This is a genomic window from Virgibacillus indicus (genome assembly GCF_002266285.1).
Taxonomy (GTDB): Bacteria; Bacillota; Bacilli; order Bacillales; family Amphibacillaceae; genus Virgibacillus_K; species Virgibacillus_K indicus.
In genome coordinates, this window is record NZ_NPMS01000008.1 from 1 (window position 1) to 24,868 (window position 24,868).

Consider the following 24,868-nt stretch of genomic DNA (forward strand, 5'->3'; position numbering starts at 1 on the left):
TTAAGTTAGCTCAATCATAACATAGTACTAAATAGTACTCAATAAGAATATCTAAAATTTGACAAAAAAATAAAGCCATCAAAGGCTTTAAAGACTATTTTTACTTATGTAGGTGTCAAACTCCCGATCAGTAGCAGCCTGCCGCATAGAACCCAACCCGACCACCACTTCAATCCTCAAATCTATCCAATAATAAAATTATCTCCCTAGCGCTAATCTTGAGAAAAATTCTACTAGTGCTACTTATTGATTTAAGGTTTAATTATTGAATCAAGCCATTTATAATATAATCCTGTGTAAAAATACGCAAACTATTTTCAGAATATTATCGAATTCAGAATAAGAGAGGGGAATAAATATGGGGAAGCAAAGAAGAGGTGTTATTCAGCGCTCTCTGGATGGAATTGAATTAGTTGGAAATAAATTACCGCATCCAGTTACGCTATTTGCTTTGCTGGCCTTAGCAGTACTGATTTTATCAGCTGTCTTGACGCCACTTGGGATCAGTGTGGAGCATCCTGGTGAAGAGGGCGAAATGGTTGAAGTTAATAATCTGTTAAGTGCCGAAGGGATTCAATATATTTTCACAAGCATGACTGATAACTTTATTGGTTTTGCGCCACTTGGCGTTGTGCTTGTAACAATGCTCGGTATCGGTGTTGCCGAAAGATCTGGGCTAATTAGTGCATTACTTCGTGGTTTTGTTATGTCTGTACCGAATCGTTTCATTACATTAGGCCTGGTATTTGCTGGGGTTATGTCCAGTGTAGCATCAGATGCAGGCTATGTTGTATTGCCACCGCTCGGTGCATTATTGTTTGCTGCAATAGGAAGACATCCATTGGCAGGTCTTGCTGCAGCATTTGCCGGGGTTTCCGGTGGATTTAGTGCGAACCTGTTCTTATCCGGAACAGATGCATTATTGGGTGAACTGACAATTGCAGGTGCTGCGGTTATTGATCCGGCCTATGCGGATACAATGAGCATCGCAATGAACTATTGGTTCATTATTGTCTCTACATTTGTACTTACATTTATAGGTGCATGGGTAACGGAACGTGTTGTCGAACCACGTTTAGGAGAATATAAAGGCGAATACCGCGAAAAAATCGAAAAGCTGTCTGCTATCGAGAAAAAAGGACTCATCTGGTCTGGTGTTGCTCTGGTAGTTGCATTAGGTTTAACAGCATTGCTCATTTTACCGGAAAATGCGCCAATGCGTGGTGAAGGGGGAGAAATTATCCAATCACCATTCATGAGTTCACTTGTTCCAATCATAGCAATTCTGTTCTTTGTACCAGGTCTTGTTTATGGTAAAGTCACAAAAGTAATTCGTGATGATAAAGATGTTGCTAATCAAATGACTGATACGATGGCTTCTATGGGAATGTTCATCGTTCTTGCCTTTACAGCAGGTCAGTTTGTTGCATATTTCAATGAATCAAATCTTGGAATAGTACTTGGAGTTTATGGTGCTGAATTTTTACAAAGCATTAATTTAACAGGTATTCCATTAGTACTGGTATTTATTTTACTTGCTGCGTTTATCAATATATTTATCGGAAGCGCATCAGCAAAATGGGCAATGATGGCTCCAATATTTGTACCAATCATGATGCAGATGGGATACTCACCGGAGCTAACGCAAATGGCTTACCGTGTTGCTGACTCATCAACAAATATCATTTCACCATTAATGACGTACTTTGCGATTATTATCGCATTTGCTCAGAAGTATGATAAGAAGATGGGAATCGGAACATTAATTTCTACGATGCTTCCTTACTCCATTTACTTCCTTGTTGGCTGGACACTTGTATTGGTTGTCTGGATGCTACTCGGGATCGAACTTGGACCAGGAGCTCCAATTTTATATCAGCCATAATTTATAATAAAGATGCATCTCTCACTGTTGAGGGGTGCATCTTTTAGTATATGTAACTTTGAAACTGTACATACTGGATAAGAATTCTTCCAATTAGTTTGCTTTTACTTCATGGGCCTTTTTTAGTATAGTAATAGTAGATATAGTGAAGAAACAGTGATTGCTTGAGAGGGGCTTTTCTTATGATGCAGGAGACTTCGGTATATAATGAAAAAATAGAAAAAATATTAACAAATATAAATAAAGTAATGATAGGTAAAGAGGATGCAGCAACACTTAGTTTAGTAGCTTTGCTGGCAGAGGGACATGTATTGCTAGAGGATGTTCCAGGGGTTGGGAAGACAATGCTTGTCCGCACATTGGCAAAATCATTGGACTGTGATTTTAAACGGATTCAATTCACCCCGGATTTATTGCCCTCTGATGTTACAGGTATCTCCATTTATAACCCAAAAGAACTTGAATTTGAGTTTCGCGGCGGTCCGATTTTAGGAAATATCATACTAGCAGATGAAATTAATCGTACTTCTCCAAAGACACAATCATCACTTTTAGAAGCAATGGAAGAAAAAAATGTAACCGTTGACGGAAGGACAATTTCGCTTGAGAAGCCTTTTTTTGTCATGGCTACACAAAACCCGATTGAGTATGAAGGAACTTATCCATTGCCGGAAGCTCAGCTGGACCGGTTTATTCTGAAACTTAAAATGGGATATCCATCCTTTGCAGATGAACTCGAAATGCTTGAAAGAACTTCAAAAAATCATCCGATTGAAACAATTGATGCTGTTATGTCAAAGGACGAGCTCCTGGCTATTCAGGAGGAAGTAAAGGAAGTCTATGTAAGCAAGAATGTACAGCACTACATTATCAATCTGGTAACAAATACAAGATCAAATCCATCTATTTATCTCGGTGTAAGCCCAAGGGGATCCATTTCATTAATGAAGGCAGCTAAGAGCTATGCCTATATACATGGAAGAGACTATGTACTTCCGGATGATGTGAAATACCTCGCACCTTTTGTAATATCCCATCGAATCATTTTAACATCTGAAGCAAGATATGATGGAATGACAAGTGAACAGATCGTGAATGGAATAGTCAAAAATACACATATTCCGATTCGGAAGGAATTCCGCTGATGAAGGAACAGCTCCGGTTTGTTTCTAATTTTGTCTTTATAGTCTTTTTATTCCTGCTTTTATTTTCATTCGCAATGTTTCAGGGTGGCTTTACAAGCTGGTTCTTGTTTTTCAGTTTTCTGCCAATCTTTCTGTATCATCTTGGCCTGCTGCTTTACCCCTTGAAAAAATGGGAGGTCTCAAGAATGTTTTCAAGGCATGTGGTTCGTGCCGGTGAAGATATTTCAGTAACGGTACAGGTAAAACGTTCCTTCCCGTTTCCGTTATATTACTGTATTTTTGAGGAAGTTTACCCCGATTCTTTAAAGAAAGTGGATAATCAAAATAATAAATACCATTACATGGATCAGCCCGATAAATTAAAGATCAACCGAAAAATCAAAAAGATTATGTTTCCATCAGTCCGGAAGGTTTTTGAACTTACGTACCGGATGGAACAAATTCCTCGCGGGGAACATCAGCTAAATGGAATTCGCATTAAAACGGGAGATGTGTTTGGATTTGTTAAAAAGGAACATGTATTTGAACTTTCAGATCAGCTTGTTGCTTATCCAAAAGAACGACCTGTCCAGTTTACAGAAAAAGTGAACAGCTTTGAACAGGGTTCTGTATCTTCCAATGCTTTGAATTTAAAAAATACAAATGTAGCTACAGGAATTCGCGAATATATGCCTGGAGATAAGTTTTCATGGATTGACTGGAAACAAACTGCAAAGAAAAATGAGGTAATGACAAAGGAATTTGAACAGGAAAGAAATAATGATGTATTGCTGATATTAAACAGCTGCAATCATAAAGACAGTAATCCATTAGCTTTTGAGGCTGCAGTCGAAGTTACAGTTTCCCTGATGAAGGCGATCCAAAAGCAGTCAACACAGGCTGGGTTGCTTTCGATTGGAGAAAATATAATTCATTTCCCCGTTCATCATGATCTGAAACAGCAGGAGTGGGTAAGGAAGCATCTGACACAAATTCAACTGTCAGACAGTGATCCATTTTCTGTTAAATTAAAAGCGGAAATGAATAAAATAACTGCAGGCAATATTATTCTGGTTATTACTACACATATGGATACGTTATTTAAAGAGACGATGCACCGGTTAAATCGTCGTACGAAAAATGTCAGCGTCCTATTTATCCAGTCTTCCAAATTGATATCACAAACTGAGCATCATATCATTCAGCAGCTTTTGCATGAAGGAATTGGCATACATGTTATAACAGAGGAGCAATTAGTGAAAGATCCAATTGAGGTGAATATGACATGAACAGGCTCAAACAAAATAACACCCCATTTCTATATACCTCAATCCTCTATTTCTGCGGTTTTTTTCTGTTCTTGGAATGGCTATACCCTGTCAAGGATATTACAGACACCAGCAGCCTGACTATTTTTATTATTTATGCTTTCTTTTGCTTTTTTATTTCATTGTTTCAATTGAAATGGTGGATTACCTTTCTAATTAAAGGGTTCGGACTATTATTTATTATTCAGGGGTTATTTTTGGATTATAGTTTTATGAGCAGACTGTGGTTTGAATATATATTCATGGAAATTGCCTTTAATGTCGAAGCGCTGTTCACTCAATCCTGGTATCAGTTGACACCGGCATTTCGCAGTGTCCTATTTTTATTGCTGATTTGGCTGATGAGCTATTTGCTGCATTATTGGTTTGTGGTCATGAAGCGGATTTTCTTGTTTGTCATTCTTACATTTGTTTATTTGGCAATATTGGATACATTTACAATTTACGGTGCTGAGATGTCTATTATCCGCACATTTATTATTTCCTTTATTGCTCTCGGAATAGCTAATTTTATGAAGGAGATAGATAGAGAATCCATTCGGTTTACCTGGATTAAAAGGACACCCATTTGGATTATCCCGTTAATATCTATTGTTTTATTTTCATCATTAATCGGGTTTGCAGCCCCCAAGTTCGATCCGCAGTGGCCTGATCCCGTTCCATTTCTGAAAAGTACTGCAGAAAATGCAGGGAGCTCGAATAGCGGCTCTGCTGTTCAAAAGGTTGGGTATGGAGAAGATGATACGCGTCTTGGAGGATCATTTGTCCAGGATTATTCACCTGTGTTTCAGGCTGCAGTAACAGATGAACATTATTGGCGGATTGAATCGAAGGATGTTTATACAGGAAAGGGCTGGGAGCTTTCCGCCGAACCAGACTATGTTGAACAAAAAGATGGCACAATTTCATTATATGATTATGATCCAGAGGTTGTCGAAACAACAAGGCATGAAGCAATGATTGAATTTCAGGGAAACACAGCAATTGAAAAGCTGATTTATCCATATGGAATCAAACAAGTTTATGCAGCGCAGGCGGATTATTATTTGGATGGTTTTTCTCAAGCGATTCAATCGAGAATGGATGGAGAAGCAGTTAGCCTTTATAGTTATACGATGTCCTATGATAATCCATCATTTGAGATTAATAAACTACGAGAGCAAATGGGATATGAGCAGTCTGATTTCCTTGAACGTTATACACAGCTTCCGGAATCACTGCCCGAAAGAGTTGGACAATTAGCAGAAGAAATTACTGCCTCGTTCGATACCACCTATGAAAAAGCACGGGCGATTGAAGGGTATTTTGGCAGGAATGGGTTTACTTACCAAACAACAGATGTAGCTGTTCCTGATGAAAACGAAGACTATGTTGATCAGTTTTTATTTGATACTAAAGTAGGCTATTGTGATAATTATTCAACATCCATGGTTGTCATGCTCAGAAGTCTGGATATTCCAGCAAGATGGGTGAAGGGATTTACCAGTGGGGAGAAAATTGCTGATGACGTGTCAGATACTGGTGATTCTTTTGATGTATATGAGGTAACGAATTCAAATGCTCATTCCTGGGTGGAAGTATACTTTCCAGAGGTTGGCTGGGTGCCATTTGAGCCAACACAAGGGTTTGATAATCTTTCCGATTTCCATACAGATGTTGAAGAAAATGCTTCTGCGGAGCAGGATGATATTTTAGAGGAAACTCCTGAAATGGATGAGCCTGAGCCACCAGAACTACCTGAAGATGAAGAAGAGGCTGAAACAGCCATGGCAGCAAATGATACAGATTCTACTAATTTTAAATGGTGGCATGGGTTGATTGCAGCTGTCATTCTGGCAATAGCAGCATTGCTGATCTATAAAACAAGATTTCGCTGGAAGACTTATTTATTGTTGAAGAAGTTTAATACAAATCAGGATGCCAAAACCTATCAGGATGTTTACCATCATTTAATGAAAGTGCTGAACCACTATGGTTTTGCCAAAGAACCTGATCAGACATTACGTGAATTTGCCAAACGGGTGGATGATCGGTTCGAAACGAATGAAATGGGTCAGCTGACAAGTCATTTGGAGCTTATTTTGTATAAAAGCGAAATGAATGATGTGAAAGCGAAAGAGCTGACACAATTATGGAAAGATTTAATTAACCGAATAATGGCTTGACCTAGCCGTTACAGGTTAGTAGAATAGGAACATATTAAAATGCGAAATTTATTTTTGAATGCCATTGAAATAATTTAAACTGAATAATGCGTTCGTATATCTTCAGGGGATATGGTCCTGAAAGTTTCTACCGGAGCACCGTAAAAGCTCTGACTATGAAGGCAGAATCTAAAGTTATGCACACAACCTGGATTTCTGCCTTTTTGTAGCTTGTAGAAGTATACGAAAAGGCTGGGATTCAGGTTTTATTATGGGACATGGGGACGGTTCTCTTGTCCCAATAAATCGATAGGGAGCGTAAAGCATGGAAAATAACGAAATGATACTAGTATTGGATTTTGGAAGTCAGTACAATCAGCTGATTACCCGAAGGATCCGGGAATTCGGTGTTTACAGTGAATTGCACACACATAAATTAACGGCTGAAGCAATTAAAAAAATGAACCCAAAAGGTATTATCTTATCAGGCGGTCCTCACAGTGTTTATGATGAAAACAGCTTTCGTTGTGACGAAGAAATTTTCGATCTGGATATCCCGATCCTGGGGATTTGCTATGGCATGCAGCTTATGGCTGTCCATTATGGTGGAAAAGTTGAAAAGTCTAAAAACCGTGAATACGGTAAAGCACTTATCAACCTGAATGAGGAACCAACTCTATTTAAAGATACTCCTTCCAGTCAAACAGTCTGGATGAGTCATGGGGATAAGGTGATGGAAGCACCAGTATCCTTCACAGTTGATGCAACAAGCCCTTCAACACCGATTGCGGCGATGAGCAATTCCGGCAAAAAACTCTATGGTGTTCAGTTCCATCCGGAAGTTCGCCACACGGAGTACGGAAATGATGTATTAAAGCATTTCGTCTACGATGTGTGCCAAAGTGAAGGTGACTGGTCAATCGAGAATTTTATAGATATGGAAATAGGAAAGATCCAGAACAAAGTAGGCGACCGCAAAGTATTATGTGCACTCAGCGGAGGTGTGGATTCATCCGTTGTTGCAGCACTGATCCATAAAGCAATTGGCGATCAGCTTACATGTATATTTGTTGACCATGGATTGCTTCGCAAAAATGAAGCAGATGATGTAATGGAAGTATTCGCTGAAGATTTCCATATGAATATTATTAAAATTGATGCAAAAGATCGTTTTTTAACAAAGCTTGCAGGAGTGGATGATCCGGAGAAGAAACGAAAAATCATCGGAAATGAATTTATTTATGTATTCGATGATGAAGCAGCTAAGCTGAAAGATATCGATTTCCTTGCACAGGGCACTCTTTATACAGACATTATTGAAAGCGGGACAGAAACAGCACAAACAATTAAATCTCATCACAATGTCGGCGGACTGCCGGAGGATATGCAGTTTGAGCTGATCGAACCATTGAACACACTTTTCAAGGATGAAGTGCGCGAACTTGGTACACAATTAGGAATCCCTGACCGCATTGTATGGCGTCAGCCTTTCCCGGGACCAGGTCTGGCAATTCGCGTACTGGGAGAAGTAACGGAAGAAAAGCTTGACATAGTTCGTGAATCTGATGCTATTCTAAGAGAAGAAATTGCTGCGGCTGGGTTGGATCGTGACATCTGGCAGTATTTCACGGTACTTCCTAATATTAGAAGTGTCGGTGTTATGGGTGATGCAAGGACCTATGATTATACCATCGGCATTCGTGCAGTAACTTCCATTGATGGTATGACATCTGATTGGGCGCGTATTCCTTGGGACGTACTGGAAAAAATATCAACACGGATTGTAAATGATGTGGAGCACATTAATCGCGTGGTTTATGATGTAACGAGTAAGCCGCCTGCGACGATTGAGTGGGAATAAGTTAGTTTGACTAGATATTGAGCATGGTGGATATCGGGAAACTGGGCTTGAAGTTGAGAGAAGCCAGACGGAAGTTGGGAGATAATACATCTTAAGATAACTTTCTCTCAAATTTTATTGTTTATGTCTCAACTTTACTTATTTATCTCTTAACTCAAACTTCTTGTCTCTCAACTTTATACACAATCATGTTTGCACTTCACAAAAAGCAAATATCATTATAAATTATATAAGACGAACATTATAAACAAATTAAATATAATCATTCGGTTTTCATTGACAACCCATAATAGAAATAGTAGTATAATAATGTATTTTAATAGAAATGCGTATAATTTAGGGGATATGGCCCAGAGTTTCTACCAGACTGCCGTAAACGGTCTGACTACGCAGAAAATCATAAAATAGACCGTTCTGATTGCTGAATTTGCGGTCTATATTATTTTTTCTGTATGTCAATGGTAGAACTCCTGGAATATTCCAGGGGTTCTTTTTAACTGATTATAAGTAATACTTCGAGTATTTGCTTCCGAGACGAAAAGTATTTTTCGTTGAACCAAGGCTGTTGCCAAAGCAAGCCAGATTTTCTAATATTTCTATAGGGGGAAAAGAAAAGTGAAAAAATATTTTCGTTTTGAAGAATTAGGTACAAACTATCGAACAGAATTTATGGCTGGTATGACAACATTTTTAGCAATGGCCTATATTCTTTTTGTTAACCCAAATGTATTGGGAGAAGCGGGAATGGATACTGACGCTGTGTTTGCTGCAACAGCTTTAGCAGCAGCAGTAGGTACTCTGATTATGGGGATCTTTGCAAAATATCCTATCGTCCTTGCTCCGGGAATGGGCTTGAATGCATTTTTTGCCTACACCGTTGTTATTGGGTTTGGAATCCCTTGGGAAACGGCACTTGCTGGAGTATTGGCATCTGGAATTATTTTTATCATTTTAACATTAACAGGGTTGCGCGAAACAATTATTAATGCCATTCCGGCAAACTTAAAGATGGCAGTCGGTGCCGGGATAGGTTTATTTATCGCATTTATCGGGCTTCAAAGTTCCGGAATTGTTATTGGCAATGAAGCTACTTTGCTGGGAATAGGGGATTTAACCAGCCCAACCGTATTGCTGGCAGTGTTTGGTCTGATTGTGTCTGTCATGCTTCTTACAGTGGGTATTAAGGCTGGTATCTTTTATGGGATGATTATCACTTCAGTAGCTGGTATGATTTTCGGACTGGTTCCTGTTCCATCTGGACTCAGTGGAATCGTAAGTGGAGTGCCAAGTTTAGCACCAACCTTTGGACAGGCATTTTTACATTTTGGTGATATTTTTACCATTGAAATGCTTGTAGTAATTCTAACGTTCCTCTTTGTAGATTTCTTTGATACTGCAGGTACACTGGTAGCTGTTGCAACACAGGCAGGTTTGATGAAGGATAATAAATTGCCGCGTGCAGGAAAAGCATTATTTTCTGATTCGGCAGCAACTGTAGTAGGTGCCAGCCTTGGTACGTCAACAACAACTTCTTACGTTGAATCAACTGCAGGAGTCGGTGTTGGTGGAAGAACTGGATTTACTGCAATCGTTGCAGCAGGATTCTTCCTCCTGGCACTATTTTTCTCGCCATTACTAAGTGTTGTAACACCCGAAGTTACCGCACCAGCTTTAATTATCGTTGGGGTTATGATGGCAAACTCACTTAAAAATGTGGATTGGGATCGATTTGAAATTGCAGTACCGGCATTCTTTACGATTTTAATGATGCCACTGACTTATAGTATTGCCACAGGGATAGCAATCGGATTTATTTTCTATCCGATCACGATGATTCTAAAAGGCCGAGCGAAAGAAATACATCCAATTATGTATGGCTTGTTTGTCATCTTTGTCTTGTATTTTATTTTCTTGAGCTAGCATATGATAAAAAGACTGATGCTGAAATTTAATAAGCATCAGTCTTTTTGTTATCACTAAATGCAGGAATTTTGTCGCTTTAAATAGAAAGAGAGTAGTAAGAGTTTTTGCCAGAGGAGACAAATAGATGAAAAAAGGGATAATGATCTTTATTGTAATTGCAGGATTATTAGCCGCCTGCAGTGATACTGAAGAATTGAAAGATAAGCTTCTTACGATAGCAATAGATTTTAAGGAAGCACAATATACGGTGGAGTATGAGCAGACACCAGGAAGTATACCTGAAATGGCTGATTTCTCAGAGGAAAGAGCTAAAGAATATTTGACAGAGGATGAGTTGGAGCGTCAGTCAATCAACCGAATGTTGCTTCAACCGATTTTTGAAGCGGAAAACCGTAAAGCCGATGTAGCAGTGAAGGATCTGCAAATGGATTTCATTGATCTTCCCGATAATAGTGAGACAAATAAGAATCTGGAATATCAGATGACGATACAATTTATCCAGAATGATTCTGTAGTGGAGGAGTTCAGCATTGATGGCAGAATGCGAATTGAAAAAATAAACGATGAATGGAAAATTGACTGGGATGAGGATTCCTTTTTTAAGGAAATACTTCCGTAACCATAAAAATGAGAGCAACCGTCAAATGGATGCCCTCAGAGATTGTTTAATCAGCTTTTTGTGCAGATAAGTCTTTTCCATATGGCAACACATGGTAAATTGTAAGTAATATCGTGCCAGCAAGTGCCAGAATCCCCATTCCAAAGTACAGTGTACCGCCGCCAGAAGTATCTATTAATGCACCGCCAGCCAGTGAACCAATGATTCCTGATAATCCAAAAAATGTTGCGAAAAATATTAGATGACCGGTAGATTGCAGTAATTTCGGTATAAGTCTGGATACATAACTGAATGAGGCTAAATAAAATAAGCCAAATGACAGTCCATGTGTGAATTGCAGAGCAACAATAAACATTGGGTTATCTATTGAGGCATAAAGTAACCAGCGGATGCTGTACAAAAGCCCTGCGATAATAATAAATATCAGCGGGTGATATTTTCTGAACCAGAAGCCTGCTGTAGCAAATACTGCTGCCTCTGTAAGGACGCCGACAAACCATGCTAATCCGACCAATCCTTCACTTCCGCCAAGCTGTGCAATGTATAAGCCCATAAAGCTGTCGTTGGCACGATGTGTAATACTTAACAGCATAATAAATAAAAGAAAAATAACAAATGGTTTGCTTTTAATGATTGTTGTGACATCTTTCAACTGAACGGGTTCGGAATCTACTTTTACATCAGTTAGTCGAAAGGTTACAATAAGTGCAATCGTACCGAAAAATAAATAGGGAATAATCATGTATTGGATTCCGACTCTTGTCAGGATTTCCCCAATAACCAGGGATGACGTTGCAAATCCAACGGAACCCCACATCCGGATTGTCCCAAAGGAAACGCCTAAATCATCAGCGCGTCGTTGTGCGAGACTGTCTCCCAATGCTCCTATAGGTGTAACGAAAAAATAGAAAACAGCACCCATTAAAAGAATGGCAATCAGTGCATCCATCTGAAAGAATAATACACTGGTAATAAGAAGTCCGACAATACAGATTTGGAGAATTCGCTTCACGGTTTTATATTTATCACTCATATATCCCCAAAACGGCTGGGCGACGATAGAAGCAAGTGGACCAACAGCTAATACCCAGCCAATTTCAGTACCGTTCAGTCCTTTATATTTCAAATACAATGGTAAATAACTAAGAATAATCGTATTTGTTGCATGAAAGCTAAATAATAGCATCTTTAATGGTGTTAATGAATTGCTTTTTGACAAAAATATTCTCCCCTAACGTAGGTGTCTTCCCGTACATATGCTATTAGAACACTATATCATTTTTTTGGTTGTTTGTATGCTAACAAATTTTAAGGAGGAGATAATAAATGAAACCATTAATTGGAGTAACCTCGTCCATGGAAGTTGATCAATCCCACTACAGTGTAACGAACAGAAATATAAAAGCAATTTTAAAGGCTGGGGGAGTACCAGTGATGCTGCCATACCTATTAGAGGATGAGGATATCGGACAAATTGCAGGTGAGATTGATGGCTTATACGCAACTGGAGGATATGATATTGATCCAACGTTATTTGGGGAAGAGCCTCATCCTAAATTAGGAACGATAATACCTGGACGGGATACGTTTGAAATGAAACTTATCAAAAAACTGATTGAAATGGGGAAACCAATTTTAGGTGTCTGTCGTGGATGTCAGATCCTAAATATCGCAGCAGGCGGGGATATGTATCAGGATATTTATGCACAGACTGACTGGGAATTACTTCAGCATACACAAAAAGCGCCATTGGAGCATGGTTCACATTTTGTAAAAGTCTTAAAAGGATCTTTACTTCATCAATTAACAGATTCAGAAAAACTTCGAATAAATAGTTGGCACCATCAAGCAAATCGCAGTGTGCCGAGTTCTTTTCAGGTAAGTGCCAAGGCAAGTGATGGGGTAGTAGAAGCAATAGAAAGTAAAGCACACTCATTTGTACTTGGCGTACAATGGCATCCGGAGGGAATGACAGATGAAGCCTCTAGTAAAATTTATCAAGGTTTTATAGCAGCTTGTGCAGAGTATAAGAGGAAAAATAAATAAGGCAGCTGGCATAGTTATCTGTTAGAAAAGATGGATAATGGGTGAAGGTGTGCAATTCTTTAAATGATTTGCACACCGTTCTTTATTTCCAGACAGCTTCAATAAATTCATCCCGCCCTGATTTGGCACGGTCTTCTTTATATTCCTGTTCATTCTTTTTATAAAAGTTCTGATGATAGTCCTCAGCTGCGTAAAATTCAGCTGCTGGGATAATCTTAGTTACAATTGGTTTAGAAAATGTTCCACTTTGACCAAGCTTTTGTTTGTAGTCCTCAGCTAATCGCCGTTGGTCCTCATCATGATAAAAAACTGCCGTGCGGTAGGAATCACCGCGATCCTGAAATTGTCCGCCGTCATCGGTTGGGTCAATTTGCTGCCAGTATATTTTTAAAATATCTTCATAGGCAATAATGGATGAATCATAGATTATCTCTACTGCCTCGTAATGACCGGTGGTACCTGCTTTCACATCTTCATATGTGGGGTTTTCCAGGTGTCCGCCGGTATAACCTGAAATAACACTTTTCACACCATCCCACTGGTCAAATGGCCTCACCATGCACCAGAAACAGCCTCCCGCAAAAGTCGCTTTTTGAATCATTATTATCACTTCCAAATTATCATTTTCATTACATAATAGTGAGTTATCAGTTAGAATATAGATACTATATCACATATCAAAGCAGGTGACAGTATGGACGAACCACATGTACATAAACTATTTATCGGTAAAGTAAAGAAAATGGGTGATCCTGAAGCAAAAAACCGATTGTACAGACCGTGGGAAAGCGGTATATTCAAAAATGAGACGGATAAGACGCTTTGGCTTGGAAAAACAGGCTTTACAGGAGATGAAGTTGCTGATAAAAGGAATCACGGAGGACCAGAAAAGGCAGTTTTTTCCTATCCAATCAAGCACTATACCTTTTGGAAGGAAGAACTGGAGATGGAATCCATTGACATGGGCGCTTTTGGGGAAAATTTTGCTGTACTCGAAATGGATGAATTTTCTGTTTGTATTGGGGATACATATAAGGTAGGGGATGCAATTATTCAGGTGTCCCAGCCTCGTCGGCCCTGCTGGAAGCCGGCACGCCGTTTTCGTATAATGGACCTTGCTTTGCGCATTCAAAAAAGTGGAAGGACCGGCTGGTATTTCCGTGTTTTGCAGGAAGGAAATGTGAAGGCGGAATCTGACCTCGAACTTATTGATCGTCCATACCCCCAGTGGTCGATTCAGGCATGCAATGAAGTTATGTATATATATAAAGAAGATTTGCGGCTTGCAGAGGAACTTGCCTCATGCCCGCTGCTTGCCGAAAATTGGAAACGCACATTTAATAAACGGCTGCGCGGTCAAGAGTCAATTATGGAGAAACGGGTTTTTGGTCCAAATAAATAATCCAGATCTGCCGCCTTTTTCAGAGGTTGAAAGAGCGGCAGATAAAATGTATTTAATCGTCTTCAAGCAGGCGAACATTGACCTTGTTTTTTCTGCTTGTTTCAGAAATTAATCGATGCAATTGGATAAAAACAAGACCGTTTTTATAGGTTGCTTTAATTTTGTCGGCACGAACAGGGAATGGCAGTGATATTTTCCGTTCAAATACTCCCTGCAGAATTTCCTCTTTTACTGCAGTTTTGCCAAATTGATTTAAGTCTATCGTGCCCTTTAGCTCCAGAGTGGCATAGTCTACATAAATATCAATTTGATATAAATCATCCAGACCAGGCATATTCACGATACATAAAAGCTCATGATCTGACTGGTAAAGATTGATTTGCGGGATCGCTGGTTTGATAATACCTTCAAATTCACCCCAGAAGCTCTCACCAAAAAAATGATCCAGATTCTTTTTCCAGTCACCCATCTGTTTAAACGGATCCATTTAATCACCTCGGATATTTAGTTATATATTATATGCCCAGATTTATTTTATCGTGAAATATCTGATATCGTATTGCATATGATTATTTCCGTGAAGTACAATAGAGTGTATTCTAATATACGAGGAAATCGGAGGGCTTGCTTTGCTGGAAAATGCATATATAATGGTCGCGATTATTCTAATAATAAATATTGTGTATGTATCCTTATCAACAATACGAATGATTCTGACATTAAAAAACCGGCGATATATAGCCGCTTTTGTAAGTATGTTTGAAGTTGTTATCTATGTATTGGGACTTGGTCTGGTGCTGGACAATTTGGATCAAATACAGAATTTAGTTGCATATGCGATTGGTTTTGGAACAGGTGTAGTTGTTGGCACGAAGATTGAAGAAAAATTAGCACTAGGGTATATAACTGTAAATGTTGTATCATCGAACCCAGATCTTGAGTTTACCCGGAAGCTGAGGGATAAAGGATATGGTGTAACAAGCTGGTTTGCTTATGGGATGGACGGTGATCGTTTGTCTATGCAAATTTTAACACCGAGAAAGTACGAATTAAAACTTTATGAAACAATTCAAGAAATCGACCCAAAAGCATTTATAATTTCCTATGAACCGAAGCAAATCCATGGCGGTTTCTGGGTAAAACAGGTCCGCAAAGGAAGATTAATGAATCCGAAGAAAAATAATAAGAATGAAAATAAATTGGTCAGTACGCAGCAAAACGAAGAAAATAAACCAATAGAATAAAAAAAGATAATAAAAACAGCACAATTTCCTAATGTGAAATTGTGCTGTTTTACTTCTTAAGCAATCACCAATCGCACAATTTAAATTTATAAAGTCGAGCGTTAAAGCTGGTAACTCGCGCAACTCATGCTGTAAATTGCGCAGTATTCTAAAAAAGTGATACCGCGCGACTTTTCCAGTTTTTCGGCTCTACCACGTACACCACCGGCACAGTCCCCGGTCCTGCCAGGAAGAACTTTCATAAAATCCCCTTTTTATTAACTTACTCTTAATGCACTTGAAATTAATAAAATGGCTTTTAATTAAATAATCTTTTCGGTATGTTTATGGAAAAGTAGTCTTCATAACAGGTGAAGCTAACGGTATTGGTAAGGAAATCGAACTGTTATTTAGAGGTGGGGTATTTACAATTGACTTCCACTTTGTAAAAACCGAACAATAAACATTTTTGCTATAAAATCGTTCGATATTTTATTGCATTGGGTAATTGTTTTTGGTATGCTTAAAGCAACAAATTAATAGATTGCCTCATATATTTCTGGGAATATGGCCTGGAAGTTTCTACCCGGCACCTTAAATGCCGGACTATGAGGGAAGATGAGTCGTTGTAAGAAAGACAACGATCCGTTTTGATATGCAGAAGCTTTAGCCTGTTCATCTTCTCTCAATTTAATGAGAGTATTTGAATAGGCTTTTTATATTATTATCCAATTTTAGAAAGAGGGATTTCATGGCTAGTATTGGCATTATAATGGGAAGCATTTCCGACTGGGAAACAATGCGGCATACCTGCAGTGTGCTGGATGAGCTTCAAATACCATATGAAAAAGAGGTTATCTCAGCACATCGCACTCCTGATGACATGTTCACATATGCAAAAACAGCGCGCGGACGCGGATTAAAAGTAATTATTGCTGGAGCCGGCGGAGCCGCACACTTACCGGGAATGGTTGCATCACAAACGACACTTCCGGTTATAGGAGTTCCAGTTCAAAGCAAAGCCTTAAATGGTTTGGATTCACTGTTATCCATTGTGCAAATGCCAGGTGGAGTACCAACTGCAACAGTGGCAATCGGCAAAGCAGGGGCAACAAATGCCGGACTGCTCGCAGCTGAAATTATTGGAGCTTTTAATGACAATATAGCAGAAAAACTTGATAAATACAGAGGAAATATGCAGAAAAAAGTAGAAGAAATGAGGGACGAGCTTGAAGACAAATAAGACACTTTTACCTCCAGGGATGATTGGAATAATTGGTGGTGGACAGCTTGGGCGGATGATGGCAATTGCTGCAAGGTACATGGGATATAAAATCACCGTTCTTGACCCAACACCGGATTGTCCGACAGCTCAAGTGGCAGATAAGCAAATAATCGCAGCTTATGATGATATGGATGCAATTAAAGAGCTGACTGAGATAAGCGACGTCATCACATATGAATTTGAAAATGTAGATCTGACTGCAGCTGCCTATATTGAAGAGCAGGGCAAATTGCCTCAGGGTGCATTAGCACTCGAAATCACACAAAATCGTGAGAAAGAAAAGCAATTAATGAAAGATGCCCGACTGCCCGTTCCAGCATTTTCTGTTGTGACAAATGGTGAAGAATGCAGAAAGGCTTTGGCAGATTTCGCATTTCCGAGTGTAATTAAGACATGCCGGGGTGGCTATGATGGAAAGGGCCAGATTAAATTGATGTCTGAAGAAGATGTTGATGTGGCAGTTGATTTTGCGGAAGAGAATAGGCATTGCATCATTGAGCAATGGATTCGTTTTGATAAGGAAATTTCCGTAGTATTTACGAGGGCACAATCAGGAGAAATCACTTTTTTTCCGATTGCTGAAAATGATCACAAGGATCATATTCTTTTCAAAACCACTGTACCAGCTGGCATAAACGAAACGATTCAGAAAAAAGCATTGGAGGCAGCTGGAAAGCTCGCTGAAAAAATAAATGTTGTAGGTACCTTCGCAATTGAAATGTTTGTTCAAGGGGAAAATATTTATCTTAATGAAATGGCACCACGCCCGCATAACTCAGGACATTATACGATTGAAGCATGTAATGTTTCACAATTTGCCCAGCATATCCGTGCAATCTGCGGGCTGCCATTAACTGAAGTTACGCTTCATAACCCTGCGACCATGATTAACATACTTGGTGAGGATTTGGAGAATGTATTACAAGCAATGGCAAAAACCAATGATGGATTTATTCATTTGTATGGAAAAGCGGAGCCTAAAGTAAAACGGAAAATGGGCCATGTTACGTTTATTGCAGAAACACAGGGAAAAGTAGCACAGCAGATTAGTGAATTTGAAAAAGCAGCACGTTAAGCTTAAATGCAGAGATTTTAAAAGGAATCCTAAATTAATTTTGGAGGGAACAAAATAATGGATGTAAACAAAATTAAACCGGAACAGATTGAAGCAGAACAACTTTACAAAGAAATGGGTTTAAGTGACGAAGAATACCGACTGGCAAAGGACAAAATGGAACGTCTTCCAAACTATACGGAAACAGGTATTTTTTCGGTAATGTGGTCAGAGCACTGCAGCTACAAAACATCGAAACCATTATTAAAAAAGTTCCCGACCAAAGGAGAGCATGTACTCCAAGGTCCTGGTGAAGGTGCCGGCGTTGTTGATATTGGCGACAACCAGGCAGTCGTCTTTAAAATAGAAAGCCATAACAGTCCTTCCGCAGTAGAGCCATTTGAAGGTTCAGCTACAGGTGTTGGAGGAATTCTCCGTGATGTTTTTTCAATGGGGGCGAAACCAATTGCTTCCATGAATTCATTGCGATTTGGAAACCTGAATAACGACCACACAAAGATGCTGTTTTCTGAAGCAGTTCGCGGAATTGCGAGCTACGGAAATGTTATTGAGGTGCCAACCGTTGGCGGAGAGGTTCAGTTTGATGAAAGCTATGAAGAAAACCCGCTTGTCAATGCAATGGTTGTCGGTCTTGTAAATCACGACGATGTACAAAAAGGTCTTGCATCAGGTGTTGGAAATACAGTCATCTATGCCGGGGGAGCTACCGGAAGAGATGGAATTCATGGTGCAACCTTCTCTTCAGATGTTGTTGAAGGGGAAAAAGACAATGCATCAGCAGTTGCAATTGGTGATCCGCATATTGGAAAAAAACTTATTGCAGCATGTCTCGAAGTAATTCATTCCGATGCATTAGTTGGCATTCAGGATATGGGAGCAGCAGGCCTGACATCCTCTGCTAGTGAAATGGCAAGTAAGGCAGGTACTGGAATCGAAATGAATCTTGACTTGGTTCCACAGCGTGAAGAAAACATGGATGCGTATGAAATCATGCTTTCAGAATCACAGGAGCGAATGCTGCTAGTTGTGGAAAAAGGCCGTGAACAGGAAATTCTTGATGTTTTCGCCAAACATGAAGTGGATGCAGCAGCAATTGGTGAAGTAATTGAGGAAAAGACATTTCGTATTAAGCAGCATGGCGAAATTGCAGCAGACATTCCGGTTGCTGCATTGACAGAAGAAGCACCGGTTTATCATCTGCCTTCAGAAGAAGCGGGATATTATAAAGATTTTCAGGACAAAGAAAAAACGACTCCAGCTGTTGATGATCATCAGGAAATGTTAAAAAATCTGCTGCAGCAGCCAACGATTGCAAGTAAGGAATGGGCATATAGCCAATATGACTCCGATGCCCAGAATAACACCATAGCAGGACCTGGGTCAGATGCGGCAATCGTGAAGATAGAAGGAACGGATAAAGCGATCGCAATAACCACAGACTGTAATTCCAGGTATATCTATCTTGATCCGGAAATGGGCGGGAAAATTGCAGTTGCTGAAGCTGCCCGCAATATTATCTGTTCCGGTGCAAAGCCATTGGCATTAACTGACGGATTGAACTACGGAAACCCAACAAACCCGGAAACGTTCTGGCAAATGGAAAAAAGCATTGATGGGATCAGTGAAGCATGTCTCGCCCTTGATACACCAGTGATCAGCGGTAATGTTTCCTTATACAATCAATCAAAGGGAGAAGCCATTATGCCAACACCAATCATAGGAATGGTTGGACTCTTGGAATCTACAAAACTTGTAACACCAAGCCACTTCCAAAATGCAGATGATCTCATTTATCTGATCGGTGAAACAAATGAAGAGTTTGGCGGCAGTGAGCTGCAGAATATTTTAGAAGGCAGCTATTCCGGAAAGGCGCCCGCAATTGATTTGAATGTGGAAGCAACACGTCAAAAGCAGCTGCTGGAAGCAATTCATCAAGGTATTGTTGTATCAGCACATGATTTGTCTGAAGGTGGATTAGCAGTTGCACTTGCAGAAAGTGTTTTTAACAATAAAGGTTTAGGCGTAAAAGCTGAAATAGAAGGAAATCCGACTACTGCTCTATTCAGCGAATCACAATCAAGATTTTTAGTTACAGTTAAAAAGGAAAATAAAGCAAAATTTGAAGAAATCATTGAACATGCAAAGCAAATAGGTGTTGTAACAAGTGACGGAAAACTTAAAGTGAGTCAGGAAAATAACAAAATTATTGATGAAGACGCAGAAAAACTCAATAAATTATGGAGAGAAGCAATTCCGAATCTTTTGCACGTTGGGAAGCAATAAAATTTTACTGGGAAGCAACTCGACGCAGTTAGTATTTTAAAGAACCAAGTATAAGAAAAACTAACATATTCGCTGAGGAACAAGCGAATGTGAGTTTTTCTAAAAATCTAATTCATAAAAGAGGAATGCCACTATGTTTGGAATATGGGGTCATGAAAAGGCAGCTGAACTAGCATATTATGGACTGCATGCACAGCAGCATCGCGGTCAGGAAGGTGCTGGTGTTGCAGTAAGTGATGGGGAAAAACTGAAGCCTCATAAAGGGCTTGGATTAGTCAATGATGTTTTTAAATCATGTGATTTCAAAAAGCTGAACGGGAAAGCTGCAATTGCCCATGTACGCTATTCCACACAGGAGGATAAAGAGGGAGGAGTGGACAGTGTACAGCCACTGCTATTCCACTCGCAAACCAAAAGCATCGCATTTGCCCATAGTGGAAATATCCTTAATTCACATCAGCTGCGCAGGGAGCTGGAAGATGCCGGCAGTATTTTGCAGACATCTACGGATTCTGAAATTCTGGCACATCTGGTAAAACGCAGCAAACAAGCAAAGACAGCGGATGCTATTGCTGAAGCTCTGCAGAAATTAATCGGGGCATATACTTTTTTAATACTGGAAGAAGATAAAATGTATGTCGCTGCAGATCCGCGGGGAATTCGCCCGCTTTCGATTGGAAAATTGGGCGATGCATTTGTAGTGGCATCAGAGACAAGTGCATTCGATATCATTGGGGCTTCCTTTGAACGTGAAGTGCTTCCAGGAGAGCTAATTGTTATTAGTGATAAGGGGCTGGAATCGATTCGCTTCGCAATGCGGGAACAGCGAAAGCTATGTTCAATGGAATATGTGTATCTTTCAAGACCGGACAGTGATTTAAACTATGTGAATGTTCATGCGTCGCGTAAAAAAATGGGAATAGAATTAGCTAAAGAATCACCAGTTGAAGCAGATGTTGTAACAGGTGTTCCTGATTCCAGCATTTCCGCAGCAATTGGCTATGCAGAGCAATCAGGTCTTCCATATGAAATGGGGATAATTAAAAACCGCTATATTGGACGAACCTTTATCCAGCCATCCCAGGAATTGCGTGAACAGGGTGTGAAGATGAAGCTTTCACCTGTCCGTGGAATTGTTGAGGGAAAACGTGTGGTAATGATTGATGATTCCATTGTCAGGGGAACGACCTGTAAACGAATCGTTAAGCTGCTTAAGGAAGCTGGTGCGAAAGAGGTACATGTAAGGATTGCCTCACCTGCGATTACGAATCCTTGTTTTTACGGGATTGATATGTCCACGAAAGACGAACTGATTGCTGCAAATAATTCGATTGATGAAATACGTGAAATCATTGGTGCCGATAGTTTAGCCTTTTTATCAACCGAGGGACTTGAGCACGCAATTGTGAAGGATAAAACCATCCATCAGGGTATCTGCAATGCATGTATGACAGGCAATTATCCTGTAACTGAACATGGGGAAAAGGAACCTTCTTATTTCAAAAATTAACTATATTTCTGGAGGATGTGTCAATCATGTCAGATTTTTATAAAGATGCTGGTGTTGATGTTGAGAAGGGCTATGAAGCCGTAGAACGAATGAAAAAGCATATTGCAAAAACAACAAGACCTGAAGTGCTGGGCGGAATTGGAACATTTGCCGGCTTGTTTGACCTCTCTTCGTTTAACTATAAGGAGCCAGTCATGGTCTCAGGAACAGACGGTGTTGGCACGAAACTGAAACTTGCTTTTCAATTGGACAAACATGATTCAGTGGGAATCGATTTAGTGGCAATGTGTGCAAATGATATTGTTGCACAAGGAGCACAGCCATTATTTTTCCTTGATTATATTGCATGCGGGAAAAATAATCCGGAAATCATCGAACAGATTGTATCGGGAATATCGAACGGATGTGTGGATGCAGGTGCTGCACTTATCGGTGGAGAAACTGCCGAAATGCCGGGAATGTATGCAGATGAAGAATATGATCTGGCAGGTTTTGTCGTTGGAATTGCGGAAAAATCAAAGCTTGTAACAGGTGAATCAATTCAAGACGGTGACGCAATAATTGGTTTAGCATCAAGTGGGATTCACTCAAACGGATACTCACTTGCACGGAAAGTCGTGGAGGATCTTGATTTGAAACTAAGCTATGACGGTCTGTCAAAACCACTAGGTGAAACATTGCTGACACCGACGAAAATTTATGCAAAAGCAGTCGGTAAAGTTTTGGAGAATTATAATATAAAAGGTATTTCCCATATTACAGGCGGTGGTTTCTATGAAAACTTCCCACGTATGATGCCTGAAGGTCTTGGTGTGGAGCTTGACCGTACAGCTTGGAAAACACCTGAAATATTTACATTTTTACAGGAAAAAGGAAACATCCCGGATAAAGATATGTACGGCGTATTCAATATGGGGATTGGCATGGCTTTGGCAGTAGCGGAAGAGGATGCAGAAAGTGTACTTAAGATTCTCAGGGGAAATGGTGAAGAGGCTTATCGGATCGGTCATGTGGCAGCGAATGAAGGAGTGCATTTTACATCATGAGCAAGATGGTAAAGGCTGCAGTATTTGCATCAGGAACCGGCAGTAATTTTGATGTGATCATGAATACAGAAGACCTGGCTTGTGAAATTACGCTTCTTGTCTGTGATAATCCGGAAGCTCAGGTCATCCAAAAAGCAAATAAATATGGAGTGGCAGTCTTTGTTTTTAATCCAAAGGACTATCCTTCCAAGAAAGCCTATGAACAACAGATTGTGAAAAAATTGCAGGAAGCAGGAATTTCATGGATATTCCTGGCTGGCTATATGCGAATTGCTGGTCCTGTTTTACTTGGGGCTTTTGAAAATAAAATAGTAAATATTCATCCTTCATTGCTTCCAGCGTTTCCCGGAAAAGATGCTATCGGACAGGCGTTTAAGGCTGGAGTTAAAATTACGGGAGTTACTGTTCACTTTATCGATGAAGGAATCGATACAGGACCAATTATTGCACAAGTTCCGGTAACAGTTCTCACAGGAGATACAGAAACGGAATTGAAAGAACGGATTCAAAAGACAGAGCATCAGTTATATCCGAAAGTAATCAATCAACTTATACAAGCGAAGTGAGGAGTTTCTTTATGAAAAAACGAGCGCTGATCAGTGTATCGAACAAAGAGAGCATTACGGATTTTGCCAAAGGACTTGCAGAACTGGATTATGAGATTATTTCAACTGGAGGCACATTGCGGGTGCTGAAGGAAGCTGGAATTGATGCAATAGCTGTAGATGAGGTAACCGGTTTTCCGGAAATTATGGATGGCAGGCTAAAAACACTTCACCCATCTGTACATGGCGGTCTTCTGGCAAAACGTTTAAATCCAGACCACATGAAGCAATTGGAAGAAAACCAAATTGAAACAATTGATATGGTTGTGGTGAATTTATATCCATTTAAAGAAACACTGGAAAAAGCGGGTGTAACGAAAGAGGAAATTATTGAAAACATTGATATTGGCGGACCGACAATGCTTCGTTCAGCGGCGAAAAATTTTGCTGACGTAGCGGTTGTGGTAGACCCAACTGATTATGAAACTATTTTAGATAACTTGAAGGAAGACGATTTAGATTTTGCGCAGCGCAGACAGCTGGCAGCAAAGGTATTTCGCCATACTGCCAATTATGATGCGATGATTGCAGCATATTTTCAAGCAGAAACAGATGAGGCATTTCCAGAAACCTATACAGTTACATATGAAAAAGTGCAGAACTTGCGCTATGGGGAAAATCCGCATCAAGAGGCGGCTTTTTACAAAAATGTGCTTGATAAAAGCATGAGTCTGGCAACAGCAAAGCAATTGCACGGGAAGGAATTATCCTACAATAATATTCAGGATGCAAATGCGGCTCTGGAAATACTAGCAGAGTATGATAATCCGGCCGCAGTCGCAGTCAAGCACATGAACCCATGTGGAATTGGTATAGCTGATAATCTTTCTGGTGCTTTCGATCGCGCATATGATGCAGATCCTGTATCTATTTTTGGCGGTATTGTTGCGGTTAACCGTGAAATAGACACTAATACTGCAGAAAAAATAAGTAAAATTTTCCTGGAAATAGTCATTGCGCCAGGCTATTCAAAAGAGGCCTTCGAAATTTTGAGCAGAAAGAAAAATATTCGTTTGCTTGAATTGGAAATGAAGCGGGCTGAGTCAGTAAATCATAAACTTACAACCGTAAATGGCGGCGTACTAATTCAAAGCCGGGATAACGGGAAAGTTGCCGAGGAGGAGCTGACAGTTGCGACAAATCGTAAGCCTGATGAGAAGGAACTGAAAGATCTGCTGTTTGCCTGGAAAGCAGTGAAGCATGTGAAATCAAATGCGATTGTATTGGCAAAAGATAAGCAGACAATTGGTATTGGAGCAGGACAAATGAATCGGGTAGGTTCTGCAAAGATTGCCATTGAGCAGGCTGGGGGAAAAGCTGAAGGTTCGGTTCTAGCATCTGATGCGTTCTTCCCAATGCCGGATACAGTAGAAGCAGCTGTGAAGGCTGGTGTGACAGCTATTATCCAGCCAGGTGGCTCAAAGCGTGACCAGGACTCGATTGATGTATGTGATAAACATGGAATTACAATGGTTTATACCAATATGCGCCATTTTAAACATTAAGGGG

20 protein-coding genes and 3 riboswitches are annotated in these 24,868 nt (G+C 39.9%); of the genes, 17 read left to right on the forward strand and 3 right to left on the reverse strand.

Going from position 1 to position 24,868, the window contains the following annotated elements:
- Positions 1-358 precede the first annotated feature (358 nt).
- The 7 genes from CIL03_RS14935 to CIL03_RS14965 all read left to right on the forward strand — a co-directional run bounded on the left by CIL03_RS14935 (position 359) and on the right by CIL03_RS14965 (position 10,884).
- Positions 359-1,885 (forward strand): AbgT family transporter, encoded by a 1,527-nt coding sequence (locus CIL03_RS14935; RefSeq protein ID WP_094886687.1) that lies wholly within the window; start codon positions 359-361, stop codon positions 1,883-1,885.
- A gap of 182 nt (positions 1,886-2,067) precedes the next feature.
- Positions 2,068-3,030 (forward strand): AAA family ATPase, encoded by a 963-nt coding sequence (locus CIL03_RS14940; RefSeq protein WP_094886688.1) that lies wholly within the window; start codon positions 2,068-2,070, stop codon positions 3,028-3,030.
- Entirely contained in the window at positions 3,030-4,298 is a 1,269-nt protein-coding gene (locus tag CIL03_RS14945; protein ID WP_094886689.1) for a DUF58 domain-containing protein, read from the forward strand. The genes CIL03_RS14940 and CIL03_RS14945 overlap by 1 nt, the downstream gene beginning before the upstream one ends.
- A 236-nt stretch (positions 4,299-4,534) precedes the next feature.
- Positions 4,535-6,502 (forward strand): transglutaminase domain-containing protein, encoded by a 1,968-nt coding sequence (locus tag CIL03_RS14950; protein WP_240508092.1) that lies wholly within the window; start codon positions 4,535-4,537, stop codon positions 6,500-6,502.
- A gap of 72 nt (positions 6,503-6,574) precedes the next feature.
- Positions 6,575-6,678: riboswitch (purine riboswitch) on the forward strand.
- 128 nt (positions 6,679-6,806) lie between these two features.
- On the forward strand, positions 6,807-8,342 hold the full coding sequence (gene guaA, locus CIL03_RS14955) for a glutamine-hydrolyzing GMP synthase (protein WP_094886691.1): 1,536 nt from the start codon (positions 6,807-6,809) through the stop codon (positions 8,340-8,342).
- A 307-nt stretch (positions 8,343-8,649) separates the two neighbouring features.
- Positions 8,650-8,750: riboswitch (purine riboswitch) on the forward strand.
- 207 nt (positions 8,751-8,957) lie between these two features.
- Positions 8,958-10,262 carry an NCS2 family permease gene (locus CIL03_RS14960; protein WP_094886692.1) on the forward strand — a complete coding sequence of 435 codons (1,305 nt, stop codon included), beginning with the start codon at positions 8,958-8,960 and terminating at the stop codon, positions 10,260-10,262.
- Positions 10,263-10,389: 127 nt separating this feature from the next.
- Complete coding sequence (locus tag CIL03_RS14965; protein WP_094886693.1) at positions 10,390-10,884, forward strand: hypothetical protein; 495 nt, start codon at positions 10,390-10,392, stop codon at positions 10,882-10,884.
- A 46-nt stretch (positions 10,885-10,930) separates the two neighbouring features.
- Here the strand turns inward: CIL03_RS14965 and CIL03_RS14970 are convergent, their stop codons facing one another.
- The gene (locus CIL03_RS14970) at positions 10,931-12,103 is read right to left on the reverse strand and encodes an MFS transporter (protein WP_094886694.1); all 1,173 of its coding nucleotides are present in this window, start codon (positions 12,101-12,103) and stop codon (positions 10,931-10,933) included.
- 107 nt (positions 12,104-12,210) lie between these two features.
- Between CIL03_RS14970 and CIL03_RS14975 the strand changes: the two genes are divergently transcribed.
- Complete coding sequence (locus CIL03_RS14975; protein WP_094886695.1) at positions 12,211-12,930, forward strand: gamma-glutamyl-gamma-aminobutyrate hydrolase family protein; 720 nt, start codon at positions 12,211-12,213, stop codon at positions 12,928-12,930.
- An 82-nt stretch (positions 12,931-13,012) separates the two neighbouring features.
- Here CIL03_RS14975 and msrA read toward each other — a convergent pair whose 3' ends face one another.
- Complete coding sequence (gene msrA, locus CIL03_RS14980; RefSeq protein ID WP_094886696.1) at positions 13,013-13,531, reverse strand: peptide-methionine (S)-S-oxide reductase MsrA; 519 nt, start codon at positions 13,529-13,531, stop codon at positions 13,013-13,015.
- Positions 13,532-13,624: 93 nt separating this feature from the next.
- Between msrA and CIL03_RS14985 the strand changes: the two genes are divergently transcribed.
- On the forward strand, positions 13,625-14,332 hold the full coding sequence (locus CIL03_RS14985; protein ID WP_094886697.1) for an MOSC domain-containing protein: 708 nt from the start codon (positions 13,625-13,627) through the stop codon (positions 14,330-14,332).
- A gap of 52 nt (positions 14,333-14,384) precedes the next feature.
- Here the strand turns inward: CIL03_RS14985 and CIL03_RS14990 are convergent, their stop codons facing one another.
- On the reverse strand, positions 14,385-14,819 hold the full coding sequence (locus tag CIL03_RS14990; protein ID WP_094886698.1) for an Hsp20/alpha crystallin family protein: 435 nt from the start codon (positions 14,817-14,819) through the stop codon (positions 14,385-14,387).
- Between the two features lie 142 nt (positions 14,820-14,961).
- Between CIL03_RS14990 and CIL03_RS14995 the strand changes: the two genes are divergently transcribed.
- From CIL03_RS14995 to purH, 8 genes are all read left to right on the forward strand, one after another.
- A complete protein-coding gene (locus tag CIL03_RS14995) occupies positions 14,962-15,576 on the forward strand; it encodes a DUF2179 domain-containing protein (protein ID WP_094886699.1) in 615 nt (204 codons plus the stop codon).
- A 508-nt stretch (positions 15,577-16,084) separates the two neighbouring features.
- Positions 16,085-16,184, forward strand: a riboswitch (purine riboswitch).
- A 122-nt stretch (positions 16,185-16,306) separates the two neighbouring features.
- A complete protein-coding gene (purE, locus tag CIL03_RS15000) occupies positions 16,307-16,798 on the forward strand; it encodes a 5-(carboxyamino)imidazole ribonucleotide mutase (protein ID WP_094886700.1) in 492 nt (163 codons plus the stop codon).
- Entirely contained in the window at positions 16,785-17,915 is a 1,131-nt protein-coding gene (gene purK, locus CIL03_RS15005; RefSeq protein ID WP_094886701.1) for a 5-(carboxyamino)imidazole ribonucleotide synthase, read from the forward strand. The genes purE and purK overlap by 14 nt, the downstream gene beginning before the upstream one ends.
- Before the next feature lie 57 nt (positions 17,916-17,972).
- Positions 17,973-20,198 (forward strand): phosphoribosylformylglycinamidine synthase subunit PurL, encoded by a 2,226-nt coding sequence (purL, locus tag CIL03_RS15010; protein ID WP_165767973.1) that lies wholly within the window; start codon positions 17,973-17,975, stop codon positions 20,196-20,198.
- Between the two features lie 133 nt (positions 20,199-20,331).
- On the forward strand, positions 20,332-21,708 hold the full coding sequence (purF, locus tag CIL03_RS15015; RefSeq protein ID WP_094886703.1) for an amidophosphoribosyltransferase: 1,377 nt from the start codon (positions 20,332-20,334) through the stop codon (positions 21,706-21,708).
- A gap of 26 nt (positions 21,709-21,734) precedes the next feature.
- Positions 21,735-22,754: a phosphoribosylformylglycinamidine cyclo-ligase gene (purM, locus tag CIL03_RS15020; protein ID WP_094886704.1), complete on the forward strand. Its 1,020-nt coding sequence runs from the start codon at positions 21,735-21,737 to the stop codon at positions 22,752-22,754.
- A 5-nt stretch (positions 22,755-22,759) separates the two neighbouring features.
- Positions 22,760-23,320, forward strand: coding sequence for a phosphoribosylglycinamide formyltransferase (gene purN / locus CIL03_RS15025; RefSeq protein WP_165767977.1), 561 nt, complete (start codon positions 22,760-22,762; stop codon positions 23,318-23,320).
- An 11-nt stretch (positions 23,321-23,331) separates the two neighbouring features.
- Entirely contained in the window at positions 23,332-24,864 is a 1,533-nt protein-coding gene (gene purH / locus CIL03_RS15030; protein WP_094886706.1) for a bifunctional phosphoribosylaminoimidazolecarboxamide formyltransferase/IMP cyclohydrolase, read from the forward strand.
- Positions 24,865-24,868: the final 4 nt, after the last annotated feature.

Coding starts and splice junctions, on each gene's coding strand:
- CIL03_RS14935 (WP_094886687.1), top strand. CDS start 359: ATGGGGAAGCAAAGAAGAGGTGTTATTCAGCGCTCTCTGGATGGAATT.
- CIL03_RS14940 (WP_094886688.1), top strand. CDS start 2,068: ATGATGCAGGAGACTTCGGTATATAATGAAAAAATAGAAAAAATATTA.
- CIL03_RS14945 (WP_094886689.1), top strand. CDS start 3,030: ATGAAGGAACAGCTCCGGTTTGTTTCTAATTTTGTCTTTATAGTCTTT.
- guaA (WP_094886691.1), top strand. CDS start 6,807: ATGGAAAATAACGAAATGATACTAGTATTGGATTTTGGAAGTCAGTAC.
- CIL03_RS14965 (WP_094886693.1), top strand. CDS start 10,390: ATGAAAAAAGGGATAATGATCTTTATTGTAATTGCAGGATTATTAGCC.
- CIL03_RS14975 (WP_094886695.1), top strand. CDS start 12,211: ATGAAACCATTAATTGGAGTAACCTCGTCCATGGAAGTTGATCAATCC.
- msrA (WP_094886696.1), bottom strand. CDS start 13,531: ATGATTCAAAAAGCGACTTTTGCGGGAGGCTGTTTCTGGTGCATGGTG.
- CIL03_RS14985 (WP_094886697.1), top strand. CDS start 13,625: ATGGACGAACCACATGTACATAAACTATTTATCGGTAAAGTAAAGAAA.
- CIL03_RS14990 (WP_094886698.1), bottom strand. CDS start 14,819: ATGGATCCGTTTAAACAGATGGGTGACTGGAAAAAGAATCTGGATCAT.
- purE (WP_094886700.1), top strand. CDS start 16,307: ATGGCTAGTATTGGCATTATAATGGGAAGCATTTCCGACTGGGAAACA.
- purL (WP_165767973.1), top strand. CDS start 17,973: ATGGATGTAAACAAAATTAAACCGGAACAGATTGAAGCAGAACAACTT.
- purF (WP_094886703.1), top strand. CDS start 20,332: ATGTTTGGAATATGGGGTCATGAAAAGGCAGCTGAACTAGCATATTAT.
- purM (WP_094886704.1), top strand. CDS start 21,735: ATGTCAGATTTTTATAAAGATGCTGGTGTTGATGTTGAGAAGGGCTAT.
- purN (WP_165767977.1), top strand. CDS start 22,760: ATGGTAAAGGCTGCAGTATTTGCATCAGGAACCGGCAGTAATTTTGAT.
- purH (WP_094886706.1), top strand. CDS start 23,332: ATGAAAAAACGAGCGCTGATCAGTGTATCGAACAAAGAGAGCATTACG.